General features: G+C 42.7%; 19 protein-coding genes. 13 read left to right on the top strand and 6 right to left on the bottom strand.

Going from position 1 to position 26,129, the window contains the following annotated elements:
• Positions 1–28 precede the first annotated feature (28 nt).
• The 4 genes from E0F88_RS27760 to E0F88_RS27745 all read right to left on the bottom strand — a co-directional run bounded on the left by E0F88_RS27760 (position 29) and on the right by E0F88_RS27745 (position 3,628).
• Positions 29–1,210 (bottom strand): alpha/beta fold hydrolase, encoded by a 1,182-nt coding sequence (locus E0F88_RS27760; protein ID WP_131961604.1) that lies wholly within the window; start codon positions 1,208–1,210, stop codon positions 29–31.
• A 130-nt stretch (positions 1,211–1,340) separates the two neighbouring features.
• Positions 1,341–1,619: an acyl carrier protein gene (locus E0F88_RS27755; protein ID WP_131961603.1), complete on the bottom strand. Its 279-nt coding sequence runs from the start codon at positions 1,617–1,619 to the stop codon at positions 1,341–1,343.
• Between the two features lie 202 nt (positions 1,620–1,821).
• Complete coding sequence (locus tag E0F88_RS27750; RefSeq protein WP_131961602.1) at positions 1,822–2,556, bottom strand: LytR/AlgR family response regulator transcription factor; 735 nt, start codon at positions 2,554–2,556, stop codon at positions 1,822–1,824.
• A gap of 13 nt (positions 2,557–2,569) precedes the next feature.
• A complete protein-coding gene (locus E0F88_RS27745) occupies positions 2,570–3,628 on the bottom strand; it encodes a sensor histidine kinase (protein WP_131961601.1) in 1,059 nt (352 codons plus the stop codon).
• A 286-nt stretch (positions 3,629–3,914) separates the two neighbouring features.
• On the opposite strand from E0F88_RS27745, the gene E0F88_RS27740 reads away from it, so the two are divergent.
• A complete protein-coding gene (locus E0F88_RS27740) occupies positions 3,915–4,514 on the top strand; it encodes an RNA polymerase sigma factor (protein ID WP_131961600.1) in 600 nt (199 codons plus the stop codon).
• Positions 4,515–4,897: 383 nt separating this feature from the next.
• Here the strand turns inward: E0F88_RS27740 and E0F88_RS27735 are convergent, their stop codons facing one another.
• Both E0F88_RS27735 and E0F88_RS27730 read right to left on the bottom strand, forming a co-directional pair.
• Positions 4,898–6,211, bottom strand: coding sequence for an MFS transporter (locus tag E0F88_RS27735; RefSeq protein WP_131961599.1), 1,314 nt, complete (start codon positions 6,209–6,211; stop codon positions 4,898–4,900).
• Positions 6,212–6,296: 85 nt separating this feature from the next.
• Positions 6,297–6,782: a hypothetical protein gene (locus E0F88_RS27730; RefSeq protein WP_229213938.1), complete on the bottom strand. Its 486-nt coding sequence runs from the start codon at positions 6,780–6,782 to the stop codon at positions 6,297–6,299.
• A gap of 126 nt (positions 6,783–6,908) precedes the next feature.
• Here E0F88_RS27730 and E0F88_RS27725 point away from each other — a divergent pair, with 126 nt between their 5' ends.
• The 12 genes from E0F88_RS27725 to E0F88_RS27670 form a co-directional block, all read left to right on the top strand.
• On the top strand, positions 6,909–8,522 hold the full coding sequence (locus tag E0F88_RS27725; protein WP_229213937.1) for a T9SS type A sorting domain-containing protein: 1,614 nt from the start codon (positions 6,909–6,911) through the stop codon (positions 8,520–8,522).
• 76 nt (positions 8,523–8,598) lie between these two features.
• Entirely contained in the window at positions 8,599–10,611 is a 2,013-nt protein-coding gene (locus E0F88_RS27720) for a thioredoxin domain-containing protein (RefSeq protein WP_131961596.1), read from the top strand.
• Between the two features lie 520 nt (positions 10,612–11,131).
• Positions 11,132–14,287 (top strand): SusC/RagA family TonB-linked outer membrane protein, encoded by a 3,156-nt coding sequence (locus tag E0F88_RS27715; protein ID WP_131961595.1) that lies wholly within the window; start codon positions 11,132–11,134, stop codon positions 14,285–14,287.
• Positions 14,288–14,311: 24 nt separating this feature from the next.
• Positions 14,312–15,847 (top strand): SusD/RagB family nutrient-binding outer membrane lipoprotein, encoded by a 1,536-nt coding sequence (locus E0F88_RS27710; protein ID WP_131961594.1) that lies wholly within the window; start codon positions 14,312–14,314, stop codon positions 15,845–15,847.
• A 100-nt stretch (positions 15,848–15,947) separates the two neighbouring features.
• A complete protein-coding gene (eat, locus tag E0F88_RS27705) occupies positions 15,948–17,270 on the top strand; it encodes an ethanolamine permease (RefSeq protein WP_131961593.1) in 1,323 nt (440 codons plus the stop codon).
• Between the two features lie 13 nt (positions 17,271–17,283).
• Complete coding sequence (locus E0F88_RS27700; RefSeq protein WP_131961592.1) at positions 17,284–18,666, top strand: ethanolamine ammonia-lyase subunit EutB; 1,383 nt, start codon at positions 17,284–17,286, stop codon at positions 18,664–18,666.
• Positions 18,663–19,466, top strand: coding sequence for an ethanolamine ammonia-lyase subunit EutC (eutC, locus tag E0F88_RS27695; protein WP_131961591.1), 804 nt, complete (start codon positions 18,663–18,665; stop codon positions 19,464–19,466). Before E0F88_RS27700 ends, eutC begins: the two co-directional genes overlap by 4 nt.
• A gap of 35 nt (positions 19,467–19,501) precedes the next feature.
• Entirely contained in the window at positions 19,502–20,695 is a 1,194-nt protein-coding gene (locus tag E0F88_RS27690) for a cystathionine gamma-synthase family protein (protein ID WP_131961590.1), read from the top strand.
• Positions 20,696–20,787: 92 nt separating this feature from the next.
• The gene (gene bla, locus E0F88_RS27685; protein WP_131961589.1) at positions 20,788–21,810 is read left to right on the top strand and encodes a class A beta-lactamase; all 1,023 of its coding nucleotides are present in this window, start codon (positions 20,788–20,790) and stop codon (positions 21,808–21,810) included.
• Positions 21,811–21,834: 24 nt separating this feature from the next.
• On the top strand, positions 21,835–23,325 hold the full coding sequence (locus tag E0F88_RS27680) for a serine hydrolase (RefSeq protein ID WP_131961588.1): 1,491 nt from the start codon (positions 21,835–21,837) through the stop codon (positions 23,323–23,325).
• 128 nt (positions 23,326–23,453) lie between these two features.
• On the top strand, positions 23,454–25,718 hold the full coding sequence (locus E0F88_RS27675; protein WP_131961587.1) for a TonB-dependent receptor: 2,265 nt from the start codon (positions 23,454–23,456) through the stop codon (positions 25,716–25,718).
• Between the two features lie 152 nt (positions 25,719–25,870).
• On the top strand, positions 25,871–26,129 hold a 259-nt coding region (locus E0F88_RS27670; RefSeq protein ID WP_131960851.1), incomplete at its 3' end, for a hypothetical protein.

The following is a 26,129-nucleotide window of genomic DNA, read 5'->3' as shown; positions in this document are numbered from 1 at the left end:
GGCTAATTAACCTGGTATAAAAAGGATCTTATTTCTTTTTGCCAAAATGGTTATCTGCCAGTTTGATAAATTGTGCCCAGTCGTATTCTGTTAGATCATGTTTGCCTTCACGGATGTGATATGCCAAAGGTGGTTTAACAAAAGGCATATTTACCGCAGGCGGTGAAACGGGCAGGCTGGATGTAAGCTTATATAAACGATATACTTTCTCAGCCTCTTTTTCAGACAGATATGTTCCTTTCGGATCTGCCCAAAGATCCTGCGAAGCATTGGTTACATATAAAGGCCGTGGTGCTACAAGTGCAAGCAACATGTGCTGATCCAGCGGAAGCCCCTTCTCATTGCTGTTATATTTTTTATAATTGTCAGCAAACCAATGAGGAAAGCTGGTGTTAATCCGCTCAATTGTTTCGCCAAACCGCCGGTGCGACAACGAAGCACCCGTATTACCGGAACAATTGGTGACACACATAGCAAAACGGGTGTCCTGTGCTGCTGCCCACAGCGAAGCTTTTCCGCCACGCGAATGTCCTACCACGGTTACCTTCGACGCATCGATATCCTTGTCCTGTTTAAAATAATCCATCACTCTGCTGGCCGCCCAGGCCCATGCACCTACCGCCTTCATTCCGTCACCAGCTGATAATTGTTCAGGATATAATCTCAGTACGCCATTTTGAAAAGTGTCCTCATTGTCCGGGGCTGCATCGCTGTAATGAAACGCTGCAATTGCATATCCTGCCTCAATAAGACGTTCAGCCGGCCAAAAACCACTGATTACTTCTCTATTCGGTGAAGTATTTTCCTTACCTCTGTTGTTAATTAAAAGAAAGGCCGCGACCGGTTCTTTTATCTTTGAAGGCACAAACAGGATCAAATTGATTCGTACAGTCTTTTTGTTGCTGGTGACTGCAATTTCAACTTCTTTCAAATGCGCTTTTCCATTCATCGCATTTTTGTTTTCACCTTTGACCTCAAAGACTATGTTATCAAATTGCCTTGGCATTTTGCCATACACGTTTTCTTCAAATAGTGAAAGGATTTCCGGCCGCCGGATGTTCTCCCAGTCTTTTACCGTTGTAATTTTCTTTTTGTTTACCGACATCAGTAAGTCCGGCAAAGTATAAGCCGCGACTTTTGCCTCATCATAATTTTGTCCAAACACGTTAACAGAGATGCACAACAAAAAAATAATCAGTAATTTTTTCATGATTTAAAACGAATGAATTTCAGCCAACCCTCTAGTGCCTAACTGATACTTTCAGGTAAAACAAACAAAGGCAAAAAACGATCCTCATTTACTCTTAAATCATCCCGATTCAATTTTACAAACAAGTGTGTTAAACGGCCGGATAAAGCCAATTATTTACAGGCGAGTAACTGTTAGGCACAGCTGTCAGTCTTTTATGCAGATATTCTGAAAACTGTCGCACGGTTTGCAGCTGCTGATAATCTTCATCCGGTATGGCAATTTGAAACATGTCTTCAAGCTGTAAAACAATGTCTACGGTGTCAAGGCTATCCAGGCCAAGATCCTTTGAAAGATGTGAGTCATCTGTTACAGATTGATAAGGAAGGCCGGCATTTGCAGCCAGTAAAGCACGAAGTTGCTCATTCATAAAAAAATCGTTTGAATAAAACTGGAAAATTTCCGGTAAAGATTATTTCATGTGAGCACCGTATACAGGCAGAATTTTGGATTATATAGAAAAAAATAAACTATCCCAAAGCGGGATACTGTTAATTATCCATACTGCAAGTAAGTACACATTGTGGCGTGACGAACTGCTTTTAAGGTTTTTTAAGATTTTTAAACTACGCTTAATTCCACCTGGAAAGCAGCTCTTTGAAAGCATCCCGGTAAAGCTCTCCAACCGAAATATCCATTGCAGAAATGTGAACGGCGTTTTTACTAATAGAATCCACTTTACTGATATTGACCACAAAAGAACGGTGAATACGAAGAAATTTCGAAGCAGGCAGCTTTTCTTCTATTGCTTTTAAACTACTCAGAGAAACAACCGGGCTCGCAGGAGCGGCCAGATGAATTTTCACATAATCCTTTAATGATTCGATGTATAAAATTGTATCAAAGTCGATTCTCACAAGTTTATAATCCGACTTAACAAACAAAAAATTATCCTTAACCTCCGGTTCGGGTGCGGATTGATTATCCTGAATAAGCTCAAAGTAATTTTTCGCTTTCATAGCAGTCGCCAAAAATTCCTCGTATCCAAAAGGTTTCAACAGATAACCCAATGCATCGACTTTATATCCTTCTACAGCAAACTGGTTGTAAGCCGTTGTAAAAACAATTTTGGTATGAAAAGTAGAATTGCTCTGACTAAGCACGCGTGCCAGTTCCATCCCATTCAGATCCGGCATTTGAATATCTAAAAACACCAGATGAACCTCCAGGCTATGGATCGCGTCCAGTGCATCCACAGCGTTGCCGAATTTTCCTGATAAATTTAAAAACGGTGTTTGCTCCACAAACGAGCTAACCAGTGAAAGCGCAAGCGGCTCATCGTCAACTGCAATACAATTCAATTTCATGACTGGAACGGCTTTAAAGCAGATTAATTTTTAAGGTAACCTGAAAAGAATTTTCGTTTTTATTTTCCGCTATTTTTAAAGAATGCTTTGGACCATAAAGCAGCTGCAATCTACGCTGTGTATTGGCAAGACCGATTCCGCCGCTTTCTACATTTAAGCCATTTTTATCCTGAAAGATCTGATTGACAATATACAATGTAAGTACGTCATCTTCAACGTCCAGATTGACAACAATGTGTGATTTTTGCATATTGCTGACACCATGTTTAAAAGCATTTTCGATAAACGGTAATAAAAGCATGGGAGCAATTGCGTAATCTTTTTCCTTTTTCGGTTCAGTAAAAATCACCTCTGTGTTTTGCTGAAGACGCAGTTTCATAAGCTCAATATAGTCTTTCATAAAAGATATTTCCTGACTTAACAGCGCAGAATCCTGGCTGGTTTCATACAACAAATACCGCATCATCCTCGAAAGTTTTAGTATCGCGTCCCTGGAAAGGGGAACATCTGTATAGGTTAAGGAATAAATATTATTGAGTGTATTAAAGAAAAAATGTGGGTTAATCTGTGCTTTTAGAAGAGCTAGTTCCGTTGAAATGTTCTGTTTCTCAGCCTGGTTTCTGATCTGTGCATCTGTCTGCCAGCGCTGGATCACAGCCAGACTGGTACTGATTCCAAGCACCAGAGAAGAGGTCATCAGTAAAAAACCATCAATCACGCCGCGGTGTTTAGGGCCCGGGCGAGGCATTACTGCGTGCATTTCCTGCCATATATTCAGCTGCAGGTCAATTAGTTTACTAATTATTAAAAGCAGGATCACTGAAACAAGAATCCATAAGGCGAAAGCCGAAATTCTATTTTTTAAAAGAAACGACGGCACCATCACCAGCGCATTGATATAAAACAAGCCGGCCAGTAATCCAAAATTAAGCAGCTGCTTAACCCAGAAAGCGATCGGAAGCTTTACGCCCCACGACAATGGCTGGTAAAACATAAGTACAAATCCGAGCAATATCCAGGCAAGCAGATGGACCGCCACGACTACTCCTCTTTTCGGTTTTTCGTTTCCCATTTTAAATAATTAAACCGCAAGATTGGCATAGCTGTGTCCACATCAAAAGACATTCGACGGAAAACCGATTTATCAGGTTAGATAAAGATATTTGCCCGTTAAAAGTCAGATTCCGTATGGACCTGCTCAGCGATTTCGGCAAAGCCGGTTTCGACGGGAAATTTTGACTCTCTGTCAGGAGATTTTCCCTATGTGTCTAAGCTGTTTTCTTTTAAAATCGGTTTTGATTCAATTTGTATAGAACAAAAAGCAAAAGTTCTCGTGTATCATTTTCCTGACAAATTCTATGTTTTCCTTTTCAAATAAACCAACATATAACTTAAACGATTTCGAATCGGTAATTGCCGGCTGTATTGCCGGTGATAGTCAGTCGCAGCGCTATCTGTTCAAAAAATATTTTGGTTACTGTAAAAGCATTTGCCTGCGTTACACGTCAAGCACCGAAGAAGCCGAAGAGGTACTTAACGAAGGCTTTCTGAAAGTATTCAATAATCTGAAAACTTATGTTTCAACCTTCCCTTTTAAAGGCTGGATCAGAACGATTATGATCAATACAGCGATCAGCTATTATCGTAAACATAAAAAGCACAGCGAGAACAGGATGGCACTGGATGATGCGCCTTACATAAAAATGGAAGACGATGTTATTAGCCAGATCACGGCTGATGAAATTCTGGAGCTCATCCAGCAGCTCAAACCACATTATAAAACAGTTTTTCTGTTGCATGTGGTAGACGGCTATAACCATAGAGAAATAGCGGAAATGTTACAGATCAATGAAGCCACAATCAGGTCGCATTATGTACGGGCGCGTGTGAGATTGCAGCAGCTTATCAGGGAAAACTATCCCTACCTGATCTCAAATGAATATGCATTGACTGCATAGTTTAAAAAAACGGCCATGAAGATAACAACGGCGAAGTCGCCTATGAGATGGTCGGCGATGTGAAAGGATAACGATTTAGTGAGAAGTAATTTTTGGAGTATACATTTTAAAATAAGGGACTTATGGTTCCTTATTTTTTGATCTGTCATATTTTTCAGGAAGCTTTTCAGTCCACTGCTCACAACTTAAAAAAGCCCGTACACAAAAATAGTAAACTCAAAGTGTTCCGAGCTTACCATTTTACAACACTATTTCACTTAGAAAAGGCCCTGACAAGGCCCTCACTGCAACAAATGTAATAAAGATTATGAAACTTCTACAAAGCTTGTAGAAATTTATAAAGCAATCACGGAAAACAACTAGTTTATTGAGACTATATCCAATTATTTTGCTTTTTCTGGTTGATATTGATAAACTTTTCTCGAAGGAATTCGAGAAAGCAAGATTAGACCTACTACGAAAATCAGTAAAAGTGCCAGAATGCTGTTTCGCATGCTGCCTGTGAGTTGTTCCACTACTCCATAAATAAAGGTTCCCAGCACAATAGCCAGCTTTTCGCTTACATCATAAAAGCTAAAATAGGATGCGCTGTCTTCTGTGTTTTCTGGAATCAGTTTGGAATAGGTCGCACGGGAAAGTGATTGGATACCGCCCATCACCATCCCAACCGTACAGGCCAGTACGTAAAACTCCATGGCCTGGGTAGTGTAATAGGCTCCGGTACAAATGCCGATCCAAATGGCCACACCTATCATCAGCGCATAAATATTTCCAATTTTTCCGGATAACCAGGCAAAACTAAAAGAACCTATTATTCCTACAAGCTGAATTAAAAGAACGGTTATGATCAAACTTTGAGAGGGAAGTTTCAGTTCTGTGGCTCCAAAGATCGTTGCAACGTACATGACCGTTCTCAGTCCCATGGTGTAGATAAAAAAGGCAGAGAGAAATTTAGCCAGATAAGGCTGCCGGTGAAGATCGTGGTAAACTTTTTTTAGCTCCTTAAAGCCATTAAATATCCAGTTTCCCTGCTTTACCGAACTATTTTTTTTACCAGACGGAAGATAACGGAAAGGTATCTGTGCAAATAATATCCACCAGACACCCACCGTAAAAAATGAAATTCTTGCCGGTGTTCCTTTGTCTGTTATTCCGTATAATTTGGGAAACAGAATCATACTAAGGTTAAAAAGCAGCAGGAGCACGCTTCCCAGATAACCCATCGAAAAACCGCGGGCACTATAACGGTCGAAATTATCCTCGGTAGCAATTTCGGGAAGATAAGAATCGTAAAAAACGATGCTCCCGCTCCATCCGATCAGACTGAGACCAAAAACAAGGATGGAAAAAGTCAGCGTGTCCCGGGTAAAAAAGAACAGCAGCATACAACTCAGCGCACCGGTATAACAGAAGAACTTCATGAAAGTTTTCTTGCTTCCTGTGTAATCTGCAACAGCCGTACAAAGCGGAATGAGTGCTGCGGTGATTAGAAAAGAAAGAGAAACCGTGTAGGAGAAAAGAACAGAACTCTTGATTGTAAAACCAAAAAAGTCTGTCTCCGGCGTACCGGAGGCGCTCAGTGCAGTGGCAGTGAAGTAAACAGGAAAAATACTAGAAACGATTACCAGCGCATGTACCGAGTTAGCCCAGTCGTACATACACCAGGCATTGACGATACGGGGATTATTTTTTTGCATGAAGGGGAAATTTCCTGCAAAATAAGAAAAGCGGCAGATTAATTCCGCCGCTTTTCAAAACATTATCTTTACCTGCCACTAAAACTCATTTGATCACTGGAGTAAAAACCATGATCGCTTCCTGGTCTACCCCGCCAACCGGCATCGTACTTTTCAGTCTCATTTTACTGTTGGATAATTCCTCAAGGCCAAACTGCCCTTTAAAGCCCGAAACGTTAATATCTATCATTTTATTTTCATTGATTAAATACCAGGTTCCGCCATTAATAACCTGAGAATCTCCGATCCCTCTGGCAACAACCTTGTTTCCAGTTTGAAACTCAATGTTCATCAGAGGAAGAAATCTTGTTGTTTCGTTCAGCTGGGTTGGGGATATGGTTTTTCCTGACAAATCGGTTACGCTGGTTAGGTTCCAGGGATAATTAACAAGTATTTTGTCTGTTTCGGTTGGTAGGTTGTTATCTTTGTCCTTACAGGACGAGATAAAAAATAGGATGGCCAAGACCGGTATCAGAGTGAAAATTCGTTTCATGTTGTGTTTGGTAATAGTACTCAACTTATTGATATCCATTTAAATATCTGTAAAAAAAACGCAGGCAAATTAACCTGACTAACTGGCGATTTGATACAAGCAGAAAAACAGATTCTGCAAAATTAACGAATTTGTTCGGGCAATCTTATGATACATATTACAAAAATGAACTTACTGCAGTACTCTGTGTTAATTATACTATTGATAATCAACCCTATTTATTGCTTTTCCCAAAATTGCGAGCCAGCCTATAAACTCAATCCGGTTAGCTCCAACAATAATATCGAGTGGAGCAAGTTCCCTCAATTCAGTCTTCCGTTTAAAATTATATACAGCGGTCCCCGTTTTGGTGATACCCAATCGCAGCCGCTAAAACACGGATTCTCACATATAGCCGCATATAGCGGACCAGAACCGGGTTCAATTCCGGTGAAAAACCGGGCTGTACTTTGGTACGGCGTGGCTACCAATGCCGGCCAGCAACCCTGGGCGGACAATGTTTTACGCAGCCCCTGGGGGAATGATACAACCGTTTACCGAAATTATTGGGATAATTTCGCAAGTACGGTCCAGGCCGATATTGTTAGTCTCGATATTGAACGTATGCAACGTGAAGACCGTGATATTCTTGCCCTGAAAACCAACGCACAGATTCCGTTACAGTACCGTAACCTGTCTGACAATGAATTTCTTGCCACCTACAAAAGAGATATCCGCTGGTGGCACGCTGAGGCAGTGAAAAGATTAAAGGCTAAAATTGATCCTGCAACGCTCATAAGCGCGTACAGCGATGTACCGGTCCGTAATACCTGGCTCAATATCACTTCCAACAGCTGGCAGGACTGGACCACCAACGTGGCAAGAACCCATTATTTAAATCAGGATAATGCAGGCAAAGTTGGAGGCCTTTACCAAAATGAACTCACCATTCTTTCACCTTCTCCTTACTACTACTACGGATACGACAACCCTTTTGGCAAGGACTACCTCTCCTATTTGCTTTTTCATATCGAAGTGAACCGGGCCTGGAGCGACAAACCAATTGTGCCGTTTGTCTGGCTCAGGATTCATGACAGTTACGATCCGAATACGCCGATGATTACGCCTTTTATGGCAGAGGCGACCGCAATATTTCCTTTTTTCTCAGGAGCTACCGGACTTTGGCTTTGGGAAAATCCGTTTTTCCCAGGTTCCCGTCAGGAAAATTATGCAGCTTATGAGCATTTCATTTATGGACTGTATCGACTTTCTGAATTCAAAGATATGTTCGAAGGAACCCATCAGCTGGTGATCCCGCAATCGGCACGGGATAATATGGAGCAGCAAAATCCGGTTTGGCGTGGCGTAGTAAAAGGAACCGATATCGTTATCGCAGCTCAAAATCCTTATGCGGCCGACAACGCCGAAACGATTGTAAATGTTTATTACAACAAATGGTACCGAACGATTACGCTGAAAGGGAAGGAAGTTTTTCTATGCAAATTTGACCTGAATGATACCATTAATTCGACGGCACCTTTTTTAGCGGAGGTAGCCATTTTCCCCAACCCGGCCGGAAAAGATCTGAATGTGTTGCTTACCGGCGTAAACGGTATGGCTGATGTTGACTTTTCGCTGTTCAATATTCAGGGGCAGCTGATCATGCAAAAGACAATAAAATCATTTGCCGGGGAAACCAAAGAACTCATTCCCCTTCCCAAACTTGCTTCCGGGATGTATATTGCCCGCTTTTCAAACCAGAACCGCGTTTTCACCAGAAAGGTGGTTGTGATTCAGTAATATATTTGAGATCAGCTTGCAGGAATGGCTTTTTTAACGCTCCCGAAGAGCAATCTTATTTTAAAACAATCAACTTATGAACCGTTTAAGCCAGGAAACCAGCCCGTATCTTCTCCAGCATGCTTATAATCCTGTTGACTGGTATGCCTGGTCGGATGAAGCGCTGGCCAAAGCAAAGTCAGAAAACAAGCCTATTCTGGTCAGTATTGGCTATTCGGCCTGTCATTGGTGCCATGTGATGGAGCGGGAATGTTTTGAGAAGGAAGACATTGCTGCGGTAATGAACGAACATTTCGTTTGTATTAAAGTAGACCGGGAAGAGCGGCCGGACGTTGATGCGGTTTACATGGACGCCGTCCAGGCGATGGGTGTACGCGGGGGCTGGCCACTGAATGTTTTTTTGCTCCCTGATGCCAAGCCTTTTTACGGAGTCACTTATTTACCTGCTCCAAACTGGGTACAACTCCTGAAAAGTATAGATAACGCTTTCACTAATCATTACGACGAACTGGCCGGATCTGCTCAGGGGTTTGTCGATAACATGGTTTTATCAGAGACTGAAAAATATGGATTGAATGCTGCAAACGGTAACTATTCAGTCGATGACCTGGACGAAATGTTTGAACAGCTGAAAAAACATTTTGACACGGAAAACGGAGGCACGGACCGGGCACCAAAATTCCCGATGCCATCCATTTATAAATTTTTGCTGCGGTATTACGACGTTACTCAGAACCCCGAAGCACTTGCACAGCTTGAACTATCACTGAACCGCATTGCGCTTGGGGGTATTTACGATCATGCAGGCGGCGGATGGGCGCGTTACTCGGTGGACGAAGACTGGTTTATACCGCATTTTGAGAAGATGCTGTATGATAACGCTCAGCTGCTAAGTATCTATTCGGAAGCGTTTATGCTGACGCAAAATGAATTATATTCCGACAGAATCCGTCAGACGATCAGCTGGTTGAAAAATGAAATGTTAAGTCAGGGTGGCGGTTTTTATTCTGCTCTGGATGCGGATAGCGAAGGCATTGAGGGCAAATTTTATATCTGGACAGAAGATGAACTGAAAGATATACTGAAAGAAGATTTCAGCTGGTTTGCCAAACTTTACAACGTAAGCAAAAATGGTAATTGGGAGCATGGCTACAATCATCTGCACCTCACGAACTTTGCATCCCAAACAGCGAAAGCGCTGGGAATATATACGGAGCAGTTTGAAGCAAAGTATAAAGCAGCCCTTGAGAAACTTGTTATAAAAAGAGCCGAACGAATCCGCCCGGGTCTTGACGACAAAATCCTTACTTCCTGGAATGGTCTGCTGATAAAAGGACTGACTGATGCTTACCGTGCGCTGGGTGATGAATCTATTCGTGAAATGGCGGTGTCCTGCGGAAAATTTATTGCGTCAAAAGTCACTCTAAATGGTCAGTTAAGACATAGTTACAAAAATCAAAAAGCATCCATCACCGGATTTCTCGAAGATTATGCTGCCGTCATGGAAGGATATCTTGGCCTGTATCAAATCACATTTGATGAAAGCTGGATAAATCAGTCGCGTTTATTGGCCGATTACACCATTGATAACTTCTACGATCAAACGGATGGCTACTTTTTCTTTACCGATGCGCAGGGTGAAGCGCTGATTGCCAGGAAAAAGGAACTATTCGACAACGTCGTTCCGGCTTCCAATTCTATTATGGCGACAAATATGTATACGCTTGGTAAAATTCTGGATCGCGAAGATTATCTGTCACTTTCGGATCAGATGTTATTGAAGATGCACAAAATTTTAAAAACGGATCTCCAATGGGTGACCAACTGGGGAGCATTGTATTGCCTGCGTTTAACTCCAACAGCAGAAGTTGTTTTTGTAGGTAGTGATGCTGATTCGCTCCGGAAAGATCTGGACCGGTTTTTCATTCCGAATAAAGTGGTTTTAGGAACTGCGACAACTTCCGGTCTTCCTCTGATTCAGGGCCGGACGGACAGAAATGGCAAGGCCTTAATTTATGTTTGTTTTGATAAAACCTGTCAGCTGCCGGTAGAAAGTGTCCGGGAAGCCCTGGAACAGATTTCAGGTTAGCGAGTCATTTGTCCTGGATTTTACAAAAAGCGGAGTGTGTTTGTTCTCGAACACACTCCGCTTTTTGTAATTTGTGCCCTAAGGTAAATTAATTTAACTTTTCTGATATTTATATTTTTTAGAACAGATTATAGAAAAGTTTACATTTTTTCATTTCACCTATCTTTAATTTTGCGATAATTAATCAGATCATAAAAAAATAACGTCTTGGTAATACTGCACACTTATTTCTTTCTTTATATTTGAAATCAAATCGTTTCGGGCAATTGGTAATTTTCCAACATAAATCCTGCATTCAATGGCCTGTTAACGATTTTTTGAAGTAATGCAGATATCCGACCAAACTTAAAATTAACCTATGATATAAAACACTACCTGATTAAACCACCTATATCAAAAGGCTGACTGCGTCCTACCGCAGCCAGCCCTAATTGGTAGATCCTTTCGATGTTATTATCTACCCGGATAATTAAAGGAATCCATTGTCCTATTTTTTCTAGAAATAAAACCATGTAAATGTATGAAACAACCTTTAACTAACAAGGTCTGCCGGCAGGCATTCCTTAAATATTCGCTTTTTCAGCTGATTTTTTTCTCGCTGACGGCCTCAGCTTCCCTCGCTCATTCGGTAACAAAACATTCTCCCCTGCATCAAACAAAATCAGCTGTTGCTGAAATAACCGTAAGCGGTCAGGTTAAGGATTCTCAAACCAATCAGCCAGTGCCTGGTGTGAACGTGATCGTCAAAGCGACAACAATCGGAACGACTACTGATGCAAATGGTAATTACAAACTCACCGTTCCGAAAAGCGAAGACGTCCTGATTTTCTCTTTCATCGGTTACGTAACCAAAGAGGAAATTGTTGGAACCAGAACCGAAATCAACATTTCACTGGCAGATGATCAGCAGCAGCTTAGCGAAGTCGTTGTAACTGCACTTGGTATCAAACGCGACGAAAAATCGCTTGGTTACGCTGTTCAGAAGATTAGCGGCTCCACTCTTCAAACGGTGAAAGGAACTAATGTGGCAACCTCAATGACTGGCCGTGTTGCCGGTCTATGGATCAAAAACAGTTCTGAATTTAACGAAGCACCAACTATCAGTCTTCGCGGGGAAACGCCATTGCTCGTCATCGACGGTGTGCCTTTTGGAAATATGAACCTGGGAAGTATACCACAGGACAACATTGAAAGTATTGATGTTTTGAAAGGACCTACTGCTGCGGCCCTTTATGGTTCACGCGGAGGAAGCGGTGCAATTATCGTGACCACAAAAAGAGGGGCGGGTTCAAAAGGCCTGACCGTTACGGTTAATACGAACAACATGTTCAATGCAGGATTTTTGATGCTTCCTGACAACCAAAAAAGCTACAGTGCCGGCTTGGGTGGTGTTTATGACCCTACCGACTATATCTGGGGAGCAAAACTGGATATCGGACAAATGGCTAATCAGTGGAATCCGATTACCAAACAAATGGAAAATACAGAACTTACTTCACGCGGAAGGGATAACTTTAAGGACTTCCTTGTGTCGGGTATGATCAGTAATAACAACATCAGTGTGAGCCAGACAGGCGAAAACGGAAGTCTTCGGGTTTCGTTAAATCATATTTACAACAAAGGACAATTTCCTAACCTTAAATCCAATACAATTAACTTCTCTTTGAGCGGAGATATAAAGATTGGTGAAAAACTGACACTATCCTCTCAGGTTGGATACAATCGTGTAACTGCTCCGCAGATTTCCGGGGCAGGGTATAGTGCACAAGGTTATATTTACAACATCCTGGTTTGGATGGGCCCGGAATACGATTTGAGCCAATACAAAGATTACTGGCTGGTGAAAGACCAACAGCAAAACTGGCATTACAAGGCATGGTACGACAACCCTTATTTGATGGCCTATGAAAAACTGAATGGTATTGAACAAAACAAGATGAATAGCAGTCTTACCATCAACTACGAGCTGTTTCCGGGAGCTAAACTGATGATCAGACCAGGTTTTGATCTTTACCAAAATGATGAAACCAAACGAAACCCACCAAATATCCTTTCAACCAGAGGATGGGATGCTGCGGGTTTGTATTCTTTGGATAAAAGAACAGGCTACAGTTTTAATGGTGATGCCTTGCTAACCTATAACAAGACATTTGGACCAATAGGAATTGACGCGCTTGCCGGCGGTACTATTTACCGGTATCAAAATAAAGGGCTCTATAGTGCGACCAGAGGTGGACTTGTTATTCCCGGCTACTATTCATTAAACAATTCAGTGGAACGTCCTGATGTAACAGTTAACAAAAACATTTCTGATAACACCTTTCTTGGAAGAAAACAGGTAAACAGCTTGCTTGGAAAAGCCACAATTTCTTATCAAAACCGTATCTTTTTGGATGTTACCGGCCGTAATGACTGGAGTTCGACTATGCCAAAAACTTCGCGTTCCTACTTTTATCCCTCAGTCGGTGGTAGTGTGGTCATAAGTGAATTTTTTAAATCACTACCTAATTTTCTGGATTTTTGGAAAGTGCGGGGATCATGGACCGTTTCAAAGTCTGACTTAGGTGTTTACGCTACAAATCAAACTTACTCGACCGTTACAGCAGACTGGGATGCACTGAATTCTGCTTTTTATCCCGGAACCATTATTGGCGGTTCTGTAAAACCAGAAACCAACCGTACCTGGGAAATTGGAACAGCAGCTTACTTTTTGAAAAAGCGGTTGAGATTTGACGCAGCCTATTTTAATAAGTATAATTACAACATTCAAAGAAGTGCCAATGTATCTTCTGCCTCAGGCTTTAACACCACCTTGATTAATATTGATGAGACTTATATCCGCAAAGGTGTGGAGCTCACCCTGGACGCAACGATTGTAAAGAAAAGCAGTCTGCAGTGGGATGCATCAGCGAACTGGTCTTATAACCACCGCTACTACAAAACACTAGATCCTGTTTTCTCGGCTAAAAACCTGTGGACAACAGAGGGCGGACGTTATGATACTTACACGGGAAAAACATGGCTCAAAGATCCTGAGGGCAATGTCATTCACAGAACAAATGGTCTGGCACTGGCAAGTGACTACAACTACCTTTATGGCTACACAGACCCTAAATTCATCTTTGGATTGGCCAACAACATTCGCTGGAATAACTTCCGTTTCGGTGTAAACTTTGACGGTCGTGTTGGTGGCTTCCTTAACAACTACACCTCATATAAAATGTGGGATACCGGCTCACACCCTGATTCGGATAATCAATACAGATACGATGAAGTGGTTAATAAAAACAAATCTTATGTTGGAACCGGAGTTGTTGTAGCTTCCGGTGAAGTGAAATTCGACAGCTACGGAAACATCACCAGCGATACGAGAACCTATGCCAAAAATGAAACCAAAGTTTCCTACCAGGATTACGCCCGTTCTTATGGTGATGGCACAAGAGGTGTAACTAATGCGACCTTTCTGAAATTGCGTGAGGTTTCAATCGGCTATACACTTCCGGGTTTCATATCTAAAAAATTGGGAGCACGTTCGATCATGGTTTCTGTTACGGGCCAGAATGTATGGATGTGGACAAAAGAATTCCGTTTTGCAGATCCGGACAAGGCTGACGATACGCAGCTGACAGCTCCTTCTGTACGCTATCTGGGAGGTAGCCTTCAATTGACATTTTAATTGAAAACTTTAAAGCATTTATCAATGAGAACATTATCTAAAAAATATATAGCAATAGGACTGACTGTGCTGTCCCTGGTTGGCTGTTCAGGTTTTGATGAACTCAACACCAATCCTGACGCCGCTGTCAAAACCAGTTCTTCCATGCTGGCAACAGGACTGATTTTGAATATCACCGACGTTACCATTGCATCGGGAAAAAGTTTTCTTTCTCCTCATTTTCTTAGTAAATCCGTCATTTACACCGAGTTTGCGGAAGATTTACAATACAATTATCTGGGCAGGACTAATTACGACGGCATACCGACCTTGACAAACATCGAGAAAATGATTGCTTTTGCTCCGACCGAACCCTTGAAAAATTCTTATACGGCTTTGGGTAAATTCATCCGTTCATGGAAATTTTTCGATTTAACAATGCGTTTGGGTGATATTCCTTACAGCGATGCACTAAGCGGAGAAAAAGGTACTGTGGCTCCCAAATACGATACGCAGAAACAGGTATTTGCAGGTATTTTGACGGAGCTTGATGAGGCGGATAAACTTTTTGCCGCGGGTACAAAATTTGACGGAGATCCGGTTTATGCAGGAGATATTACCAAATGGCGCAAACTGGTTAATACCTTTGAACTTCAGGTTCTTTTAAATCTCTATAAAAAAACAGCGGAAACTGATCTCCGTATTGTGGAGCGTTTTAAAGAAATTGTTACCAGCAGACCAATTTTTACCAGCAATGCTGATAATTTTCAGCTGGTATATTCTGACAAGGCCGGCCAGCGTTACCCGTTTTACAAACTGGGTAATCCCGCGGTGATTTATCCAATGATATCTGAAACGATTGTTGGAAAATTAAAATCACTGGATGATAATCGTTTGTATTATTACGCAAATCCTTCACCAGTTAAAGTGGCCTCAGGTTCTGCTGTGAACGATCCAACTGCTTACATTGGAACAGATCCTTCGATGATTTATTCTTCGATCAGCAGTATTTTTGGTACCAAAAATTACTCTCCGCTCAACAGCCGTTATACAGAACTACCCAACTCAGAGCCTGTATTTCTTTTGAGCTACCCCATGATGAAGTTTATCCTGGCAGAAGCGGCGCTTCGCGGATGGGTCACAACCTCAACAGCATCGGCCTATTATTCAGAGGGAATAACAGCAGCAATGCAATTCACAGCGTCTTACACGCCTGACAATGCTTTGTATCACCACAACATGAAAATGACGGATGCTTATATTGCTTCCTACGTGGCTTCAGACAAAGTGAAACTGGCTGGTACAACCGAACAGCAACTCAGCCAGATTATCACCCAGAAATATTTGGCGACGTTTTTACAGGCTCCGTACAATGCTTTTTTTGAAAACAGACGTACCGGCTACCCGGCGTTCCCGATCAACCCGGCATCAAACGGAAATACACCTGCAACAAAAATGCCGATTCGCTGGCTGTATCCGCAGAAAGAACTTGATTACAATACCGAGAATGTTAAACAGGCCATCAGCAGCCAGTACGGCGGAAGTGATGATGTGAACCTTCAGATGTATATTCTTAAGTAAAATACTGTTAACTTAAAACGGGAAAGCGGATGGCTGACAGGCTACCGCTTTTCCGTTGTTCATTTACACCAATTATAATAGTTCTTTAAATTAATAGCCGATGGAAAACGAGCAGGTTACGCTTAAAAAAGCACTAAAACCCATTCATTTGTGGGCCATAGGCGTTGGACTCGTCATCTCGGGAGAATATTTTGGCTGGAATTACGGCTGGGGCGTGGCTGGGACAATCGGCCTTTTAATCGCAACCTTGGTAATTACCCTGCTCTATTTTACATTCATTTTCAGCTTCACGGAGCTTACAACTGCCATTCCAAACGCAGGTGGCCCTTTTGCCTATGCACTAAAAGCGTTTGGCCCGTTGGGGGCGCTGGTGGCAGGTTATGCCACTTTGATCGAATTTTTGTTTGCTACACCTGCCATTGCACTGGCACTGGGAAGTTATGTTCATTTCCTATACCCCACCGTTCCGGTGCTGATGGCATCGATCATTTCATTTATACTTTTTACGGTCATTAATTTACTTGGAATCAAAGAAGCAGCCTGGTTTTCATTGATTATGACACTGCTTGCCATTGGCGAACTTGTGCTGTTTATTGGCGTGGTTGCTCCCCATTTTAAGCTGGAGACTTTCATGCACAATCCGATGCCCTTCGGCTGGGGAGGTGTTTTTGCAGCCATGCCTTTTGCAATCTGGCTTTATGTTTGTCTGGAAGGCGTAGCCATGGTTGCAGAAGAAGTGAAAGACGAAAAAAAGGCAATTGCCAAAGGGTATATTTCTGCGCTTTTAACACTGACTGTACTTGCACTGGCTGTGATGATAAGTGTCGGTGGAATTGCACATTGGGAAAATCTGGACAATCTGGATTATCCTCTTCCCGAATCGATTGCACTTGTTTTAGGACGTGAGAATGCGTTGACGAAATTATTTGCCAGTGTGGGCCTCTTTGGTCTGATCGCCTCTTTTCATGGCATCATCATCACTTATTCCAGACAAATGTATGCCCTTGCCCGCGCAGGTTACCTGCCAAAAGGACTTTCGAAAGTAAGTAAAAAACAACAGGTTCCTTACCTGGCGTTAATTGCAGGTGCTATCCTGGGTATCATTGCGCTGCTGCTTTTGGATACCATGAAACTGGTAATCATTTCCACCATTGGAGCGGTAGTTGTTTATGTCATCAGTATGCTTTCTCTGTTCAAATTAAGAAGCAGCCAGCCTGATATGGAAAGGCCTTTCAAGGCACCTTTTTATCCGTACTTTCCTGCTATTGCTCTGCTTTTAGCCTTGGTAGCACTGATTGCAATGATGTATTTCTATCCCTGGCTGGGACTGATATTTTTTAGCGGACTTGCCATCATTTCGGCGATTTTCTTCGCAACTGGTATGCACCGTAAAATAATTGAGTCAGCTGTTACGGCAGACTAAAACATAGATTTCCATGTCTTATCAATATACAATCAGAGGGTTTACCTACCGTTTTGATGACCTGAGGGAATTGCTTGCCAAAGCCAGCCCGCTTCGTTCCGGCGATGTGCTGGCGGGACTGGCTGCTGTAACCTACGAAGAACGTGTAGCCGCTCAGCTGGCACTTTCCAATGTACCTCTAAAAAGATTTTTAAACGAAGCGATAATACCTTACGAGAGTGACGAAGTCACCAGGCTGATCATCGATTCGCACGATTTTAATGCCTTTGCTCCTGTAAGTCATTTTACGGTTGGTGAACTTCGTGACTGGCTTCTTAGCGACCAGGCAGATACGATCGCTTTGCAAAAGCTTACGATGGGGCTGACACCGGAAATGGTTGCCGCAGTTTCAAAACTGATGCGTAACCAGGATTTAATTTTGGTTGCAAAAAAGTGCGAAGTCATCACCCGTTTTCGAAATACAGTTGGTTTAAAAGGCCACTTGTCTGTTCGCCTTCAGCCAAATCATCCACTTGACGATGTTCGGGGTATCGCGGCCAGCGTGCTTGATGGTTTGCTTTACGGAAGTGGCGATGCAGTAATTGGCATTAATCCGGCCACAGACAGTCCGGCCGCGACCGCTAAACTGCTTTATTTAATCGACGATCTAAGAGAGCGTTTCGAAATCCCGACCCAGAGCTGCATTTTAAGTCATATCACTACTACCATTGAACTCATCGAACAAAATGTTCCGGTGGATCTGGTGTTTCAATCTATTGCAGGAACGGAAAAGGCGAATGCCAGTTTTGGCGTCAACCTGGCCATTTTGCAGGAAGGATACGAGGCAGGCATTTCTCTGAACCGCGGTACAGTTGGTAACAATGTCATGTACTTCGAAAGCGGCCAGGGAAGTGCTCTGTCTTCCAATGCGCACCTGGGACTCGATCAGCAAACCTGCGAGGTCCGCTCCTATGCAGTAGCGCGGCAGTTCAAGCCATTTTTGCACAATTCGGTCGTGGGTTTTATTGGTCCGGAATATCTTTTTGACGGAAAACAGATTATCCGCGCCGGTTTGGAAGACCATTTTTGCGGAAAATTGATGGGCTTACCAATGGGAATGGATATTTGTTATACCAATCACGCCCAGGCCGACCAGGATGACATGGACTCACTGCTGACGATGCTGGGCGTTTCCGGCATCAACTTCATTATGGGCGTCCCGGGAGCAGACGATATTATGCTCAATTATCAGTCCACCTCGTTTCACGACGCACTCTATCTGCGACGGGTCTTAGGCTTCAAACCCGCACCTGAGTTTGAAAGCTGGCTGCTTCGGCAGGGAATTATGGATTCGGACAGCAACCGGCTATTTACCGGCAACCAAAAAAGTCTTTACGCAGGACTCTTTGAAGCATGAACAAAATCTTAAAAACAAATATAGAACCCGACGAATGGCAATCGCTGAGAGCATATACTGACGCGCGTATTGCCTTGGGGAAAACCGGTGTATCGATTCCAATGGCCGAGTCGCTGGCGTTTAAACTAGCCCACGCCCATGCCAAAGATGCTGTTTATTCCTCTCTGGATCAGGGGCCTTTGATTGATTTGCTAAAAGAAATACATCAGCCGGTGGTTTCGCTGCACAGCCAGGCAGCAAACCGTGACATTTATCTGCAAAGACCCGACCTGGGCAGAAGGCTGGCCGATGATTCAGTCAGAAAACTTCAGCAGCTGCACGTTCAGCCTGCCGATTTATGCATCATTCTTGCCGACGGTTTGTCTGCTTCTGCAATCAATGAAAATGCCTGGCCGGTTGTAAGTTTACTGATTCAGGCAGCAAAAAAACTGGGATTTTCTGTATCAGCCATCTCGCTGGTTGAACAGGCCCGCGTGGCCATCGCGGATGAAATCGGCGGTTTACTCAAAGCAAAAATGAGTATTATATTTATAGGAGAAAGACCGGGGTTAAGTTCTTTTGACAGCATGGGCGCTTACATTACCTACGCACCATCGCCGGGACTTACCGACGAAAGACGTAACTGCATTTCTAATATTCGGCAAAAAGGACTTTCAGCGGCTTTGGCGGTAGACAAAATTATGTATCTTGTCCGTGAAGCGTTCAGGTTACAGATTACTGGCGTGACACTCAAAGACAACGATACAAGCCATCCTTCGCAACTACCAACCGATGATCTGCCAAACGGAATGATCAGCTAATTTAATCAAAAAAGATATTTATCAAACATAAGATAATGAGTGAATTGAACGCAAAAAAAGGAACCACTTCTGTATGGGCAGGTGAAACAGAGCGCTTCGCCGACGGAGCTACTACAACACCGATCGTTAAAAGCGTTGCTTTTTCCTATGATGATCTTGACGAATGGTATGCGGTGGCAACCGGCAAATCAGAAGGACATATTTACAGCCGAAACACCAATCCGACTGTTCATGTTCTGGAAGAAAAAATCCGTTTGCTCGAAGGCGCCGAAGCAGCTACTTCTTTTGCAACGGGCATGGGAGCCATCAGTAATACTTTGTTTGCGCTGCTGGGACCGGGAAAAAGAGTGGTTTCCATTAAAGATACCTACGGTGGCACCAGTAAATTGTTTCTCGAATTTCTCCCTCATTACAATGTAGAAGTAACGCTTTGCGAAACAACGGATCATGAGCAGATTGAAGCAGAAGTAGCCAAGGGCTGTGACATTTTATATCTGGAAACGCCTACTAATCCGACACTGAAAGTCATTGATATCAAACGTCTTTCTGCCGCTGCGCGTCAAGTCGGAGCTATTGTGGTAGTCGACAATACTTTTGGTACACCAATCAATCAGAACCCGATAAAACTCGGTGCGCATCTGGTTGTCCACAGTGCAACAAAATTCCTTTGCGGACATTCGGATGCGATGGGCGGACTGCTTTGCGGCGAAAAAGAACTTGTTAAAAAAGTTTATGCTTTCCGGGAAATCAATGGTGCAAGTCTTCAGGCAGATGCTGCTTACCTTATTGCTCGCGGTATGAAAACACTGGAACTGCGTATAGAACGTCAAAATGCTTCGGCAATGATTATCGCCAACTATCTTAAAGCACACGAAAAGGTAGATTCGGTTTTTTACCCTGGACTGGAAGAACATCCCGGACATGAAATTGCAAAAGAACAAATGTCGGGATTTGGCGGCGTTTTAAGTTTTTCATTAAAAGGCAGTTACGATTCTGTAAAAACATTTTTACCAAAATTAAAACTGGTGCATCTTGCCGCCAGCCTTGGTTCGGTAAGCACACTAGCAGGTCCTCCGCGGACGACAAGCCATGTAGAGCTTAGCGAAGAACAAAGAGCGCTGCTGGGCATTCCGGAGAGTCTGATCCGTTATTCTGTTGGGATTGAAAATGTTGAAGATCTGATCGCAGATATTGAACAGGCACTAAGTTTTGTTGTTGATAATCAATAATTTATTTCAACTCATAAGCGATTTTAAATGCGCTATTTTCAACGCATTGCATTTGAGACATTGTACCTTAAATTTAAAAAAAACAGATTGCGATGATCCGGAAAAATTTAGCTTTGAGACATCTTGTTGTTTTGGGACTTCTTCTTTTTGCCAGTTCCGCGCAGTCACAGCAAAAAGTTACAAATACTGCTGAGATTGTTTCACCAAGGCTTCAAAATGAGCTTGAACGCATTGCCAAACTTGCCAAAGGAAGAGTTGGAGTTTGTGCGCGCCATTTGGAAAGTGGGAAACAAATCAGTCTGAACCTAAATGAAGCTTATGCAATGGCAAGCACCGTTAAGGTTGCCATCGCCGTTCAGCTTTTTAATAAAATCGAAAAAGGAGAAATTTCTCTGATGACGATGGTGGATTTGCAGCCTTCGGATCTTCATCCCGGGAGCGGCACGCTGGACGTATTGTTTGCCAAACCGGGCGTACAGCTTTCTGTTCAAAACCTGCTGGAACTGATGATGGTGATCAGTGATAATTCTGCGACAGATATTCTACTTCGGCTGGCTGGTGGCCCAAAGGCGGTTGATCAAAAAATTAAAGATCTTGGAATTCAGGGAATGTCTGTTGACCGGACCATTGTGGAGCTCATTGCTGATCTGGAAGGTGTGACTTTGCCCGCAGAGTCTGAATGGAGGCTTGGATTTTATGATAAATTATTAAAAAATACGACAGCCGAATCCAGAACGGCGGCAGAAATGAAACTCAGAAAAGATCCCCGTGATACCGCTACCCCACTGGCAATGGTCAATCTGCTAACGGGAATTTACCAGAATACAGTATTAAAACCGGAAAGCCGGGATAACCTTTTGGCAGTAATGGAAAGATGTCGTGGCGGTGCAGCGAGGCTAAAAGGTTACCTTCCGCCATCCACACTGGTTGCGCACAAAACAGGTTCGTTAAATGCCACCGCGACCGACGACGTGGGGATTATAACCCTGCCGGACGGAGCAGGACATATTGCAATTGCTATTTTTGTAGCGGACTCGGAGCAGCCAATTGAGCAACGAGAGCAAACCATTGCTCATCTTACACGTTCCATTTATGACTATTTTCTTTTTCAGTAGCCTAACCATACCATTCCTTCCTGCATGAAAAATCTACTGACTATTCTTTTGATTTTAACCGCGTTAAACGGCTTTACCCAGGACCGTATCTCGCGGAAACAGATTAAAGAGTTTGACAAATACGTCGAAACCGTCAGAAAAGAATGGGAAGTGCCAGGCTTGTCTATCACAGTTGTTAAGGACGGAAAAGTTATTTTCAAAAAAGGCTACGGCGTAAAAGAAATCGGAAAACCTGATCCTGTCGATACACAAACCTTATTTGCCTGCGCTTCAACGACCAAAGCGATGACTGTGGCGCTGATGGCAATGCTGGTCGATGAAGGAAAAATTAAATGGGATGATCCGGTTTACAAATACCTGCCTGAACTTCAGCTTTACGATTCCTATGTAACACGCGAACTTAAAATCCGCGACCTTTTGATTCATGACAGCGGATTGGGCAATACCGATTTTTTTACCGGAGCGATGAACATTCCTGTAAACGAAATGTTCCGGCGTATGGCGCTGATCAAACCGCAATATTCAATGCGTGCAGGATTTGAATACCAAAATATTATGTACTCCGCAGCAGGCCGTATAATCGAAAGGTTAACCGGTAAACTCTGGTCTGATGTGATTCAGGAAAGGATTTTTACACCTTTAAAAATGACCTCTACGGCGCCAAAACGAAAGTTTATCAAAACCCAAAACCAGACCAGGCCCCACTATAAAATTAACGATACGATTCAGGTCATCGATTATGGAATAGACAGTGAAATCGGTTCTGCAGGTGCTGTCTGGTCGTGTGCGGATGATATAAGCAAATGGGTGATTTGTATGCTCGACAGCGGTAAATATGAAGGTGGAAGACTGATCAGCGCGGAATCGTGGACAGAGATTTTCAAACCGCAAACCATGTTTCCTGTCGAAGAATATCCAACGCTAAAAATTGTCAAACCCAACTGGATGACTTACGGACTGGGCTGGTATCAACACGATTATAAAGGAAAAAAGATCAATTTTCATACCGGCAGTCATGCGGGATTAACGGCCATCACGGCTCAGCTTCCCGAAGAAAATCTGGGTATTTTTGTTTTTGGCAATTACGATCACGCAGAGCTTCGTCATGTGTTGATGTACAAGGCATTTGACCATTTTGCACTCGGCGGGGAACGCGACTGGAATGCAGAGTTTAAAGCGCTTTATGATAAGATGAAGCTCGACAGCAAAAAGAAGGCGCTGGAACTTATAGCAAAACGCTCTCCGAATACTTTTCCCTCCTTGCCTTTTGCGCAATATGCAGGCCGGTACACCAGCCCTTTATACGGCGATGCGACAATTACAGTGGAGGACAACATCCTGTACGTCAATGTAAATAATGTATTAAAAGCAAAGCTTTACCACTGGCATTACGACGTTTTTAACGGCCCGTTTGAAAAAGCGTGGCACGGAAAAGCCACAGCCCGTTTTACGCTCGGTGCCACCGGAAAAGTAGATACGCTGGTATTTGACGGGATGGATTTTAAGAGGATATAGCCACTTCGATTTTATCCAAAGGCCAAACAGGTTATTGGCTTTTAACCACCACAAATAAGGTTATGGTAACTATTTTCATCTCATAAACAGATAAAATGGTAAACTTGCAGGCGAATAAAAATGCGCTTATGAAAACACCTTACTTAACCATACTTTTCTGTTTAATTTATTTAACAGCATTTGCACACCAGGGCACATTACAAGGGTTTGTTTACGACGCGGCTACAAAAACTCCGCTTAAAGGTGCTTCAGTTCACATTGCAGGTACAGACTTTTCAGCCTACACCAATGATTTGGGAGAATTTAAAATCAAGAATATTGATCCCGGAAACTATCAGGTACAAATATCTTTCATTGGTTTTCAATCGGTGATTCAATCGTTTAAAATTTCAGACGGAGAAACTACTTCACTTACTTTTAATATGACAAACGGCTCGATTGATTTGTCAGAAATAAAAGTACAGGCTCCCAACACACACACCCAACAGCTTATCAGTCAGATTGATATCAAATTGCGTCCGGTCAACAATTCACAGGAAGTGTTGCGGATGGTTCCGGGACTTTTTATTGGGCAGCACGCGGGTGGCGGAAAAGCAGAGCAGATATTTTTAAGAGGTTTTGATATTGACCACGGAACTGACATCAGCATCATGGCCGATGGAATGCCTGTTAACATGGTGTCACATGCGCATGGCCAGGGTTATGCCGATCTTCACTTTGTCATACCTGAGCTGATTGATAATGTAGCATTCAAAAAAGGTCCGTACACTGCCGAAAAAGGAAACTTTGCGACCGCTGGCTGGGTGGAGTTTCAGACAAAAGATGTGCTTGACAGAAGTTTTATGAAAGCTGAACTTGGCCAGTTTGATACATACCGGGCATTGGGTACTTTTGATCTGCTCGGTGATAAACAAAATAGACAATCGGCCTACATCGCTGGTGAATATAATTTCAGCAACAGTTATTTTGACTCTCCTCAAAATTTCCAGCGCATCAACGGTATTGCAAAATATAACGCTAAAATCGGCGACAATTCCATTTTCAATGCCTCTGTCTCACACTTTTGGTCGAAATGGAATCACTCCGGTCAAATTCCTGACAGGGCGGTTGAATCGGGCCTCATTTCTCATTTTGGAGCCATCGACGACAAGGAAGGCGGACTTACTTCCCGAACGAATGCCAATTTGAAACTCACAACAAAAACCGCAGACGGCGATATCATCAAAAACCAGCTTTTTTATTCAAATTACAACTTCGAGCTTTTTTCAAATTTTACATTTTTTCTGGTTGATCCTCTCAACGGCGATCAGATCAAACAAAAGGAAAAACGCAATTTGTTTGGTTACAATGGCAGTTACAGCCACACCGGATATATCGGCAGCAAAACTCTGGAAACCTCTGTTGGCATTAGTTATCGTCAGGATGTAACCAACAATACTGAACTTTCCAGAACAATTAACCGAACAACGACAACCAGTGCACTGATGCTGGGCGATATCAATGAGATGAATATGGGTTTTTATCTGAACCAAACAGTAAACCTAACCAGTCAGATCAGTTTAAATGCCAGTATTCGCTATGATTGGTTTAACAATCAATATCTAAACCTTTTAACAGCACACCAGGGAAAGGCACATGCAGGTATTGTTTCCCCAAAAGTCAATTTGTACTACGCGCCGGTAAAGAATATTCAGCTTTATGTGAATGTGGGAAAAGGCTTTCATTCCAATGATTCCCGTGCGGGCGGCGTTCCGCTCGTTGTAGAACAAAAAGGAAAGGATATTCTGCCTGCTGCTTACGGCTCAGATTTGGGAGTTAACTGGAAGCCAATTCCAAAACTGTACATCAATGCGGCGGCGTGGTATCTGTGGCTTAAACAGGAATTTGTTTACGTAGGCGATGAGGGTGTGGTGGAACCCAGCGGCCGCACAGTTCGCAAGGGAATTGATCTGACTATCCGTTATCAGCTGGCTAATAATTTGTTTTTTGACACGGACCTAAACGTGACAAAACCCCGCTCTATTGACGAAGAAAATGGTAATGACTATATTCCGTTAGCTCCGGTATTTTCATCAACAGGAGGTTTTACATACCGAAAATCCAACGGATGGAACGGTTCGTTGCGCTACCGGTATTTAGGCGACCGTCCTGCAAACGAAGATAACAGCATTGTCGCAAAAGGATATTTTATTGCAGATGCGCTGGTAAATTATACCAAATCGAGATACAACATCGGTTTATCGGTGATGAATATTTTGAACACCAAATGGAAACAAACGCAGTTTGCTACGGAAAGCCGTTTAAAAAATGAAACGGAGCCGGTCAACGAAATACATTTTACTGCCGGAAGCCCTTTTTTTGCAAAGTTAAGTTTAACGTATTATTTGAAATGATGAGGCAACGTGTTTAATAAATTGCATTAATTTATCTTTCTATAAACGATATTGCCCCAAAAGAACATCTGACTTTTAACTCCTCGCCATTGAAACATTTATCATTTCTGCTTATAATACTAATTTCAAAATAAAAAGTCGTATATTTATATATGAAATATGCTGACATTATTAAGGAAAGTATAGCTGATTTGCTTTTCATGGAAAAGCGTGAAAAGAATGCAATGCGTCGTGATCGAATTCGATTTATAAGATCGCTAAAAATGGGAGAGTATCGTAGCCAAGCTCGTGCAGGTGCTGCGATTGGATTGGGCGAACGACAATCACAACGGCTTTGGAATAGTTATGTTAAGGGCGGAATTAAGGAATTACTATCAACATATTCAGACCGTTGGTGGGGCAAACTCAGCA

The sequence above is a fragment of the Dyadobacter psychrotolerans genome (genome assembly GCF_004349265.1).
In the GTDB taxonomy this organism is placed as follows: domain Bacteria; phylum Bacteroidota; class Bacteroidia; order Cytophagales; family Spirosomataceae; genus Dyadobacter; species Dyadobacter psychrotolerans.
This window is presented reverse-complemented; position numbering and strand designations above follow the sequence as displayed.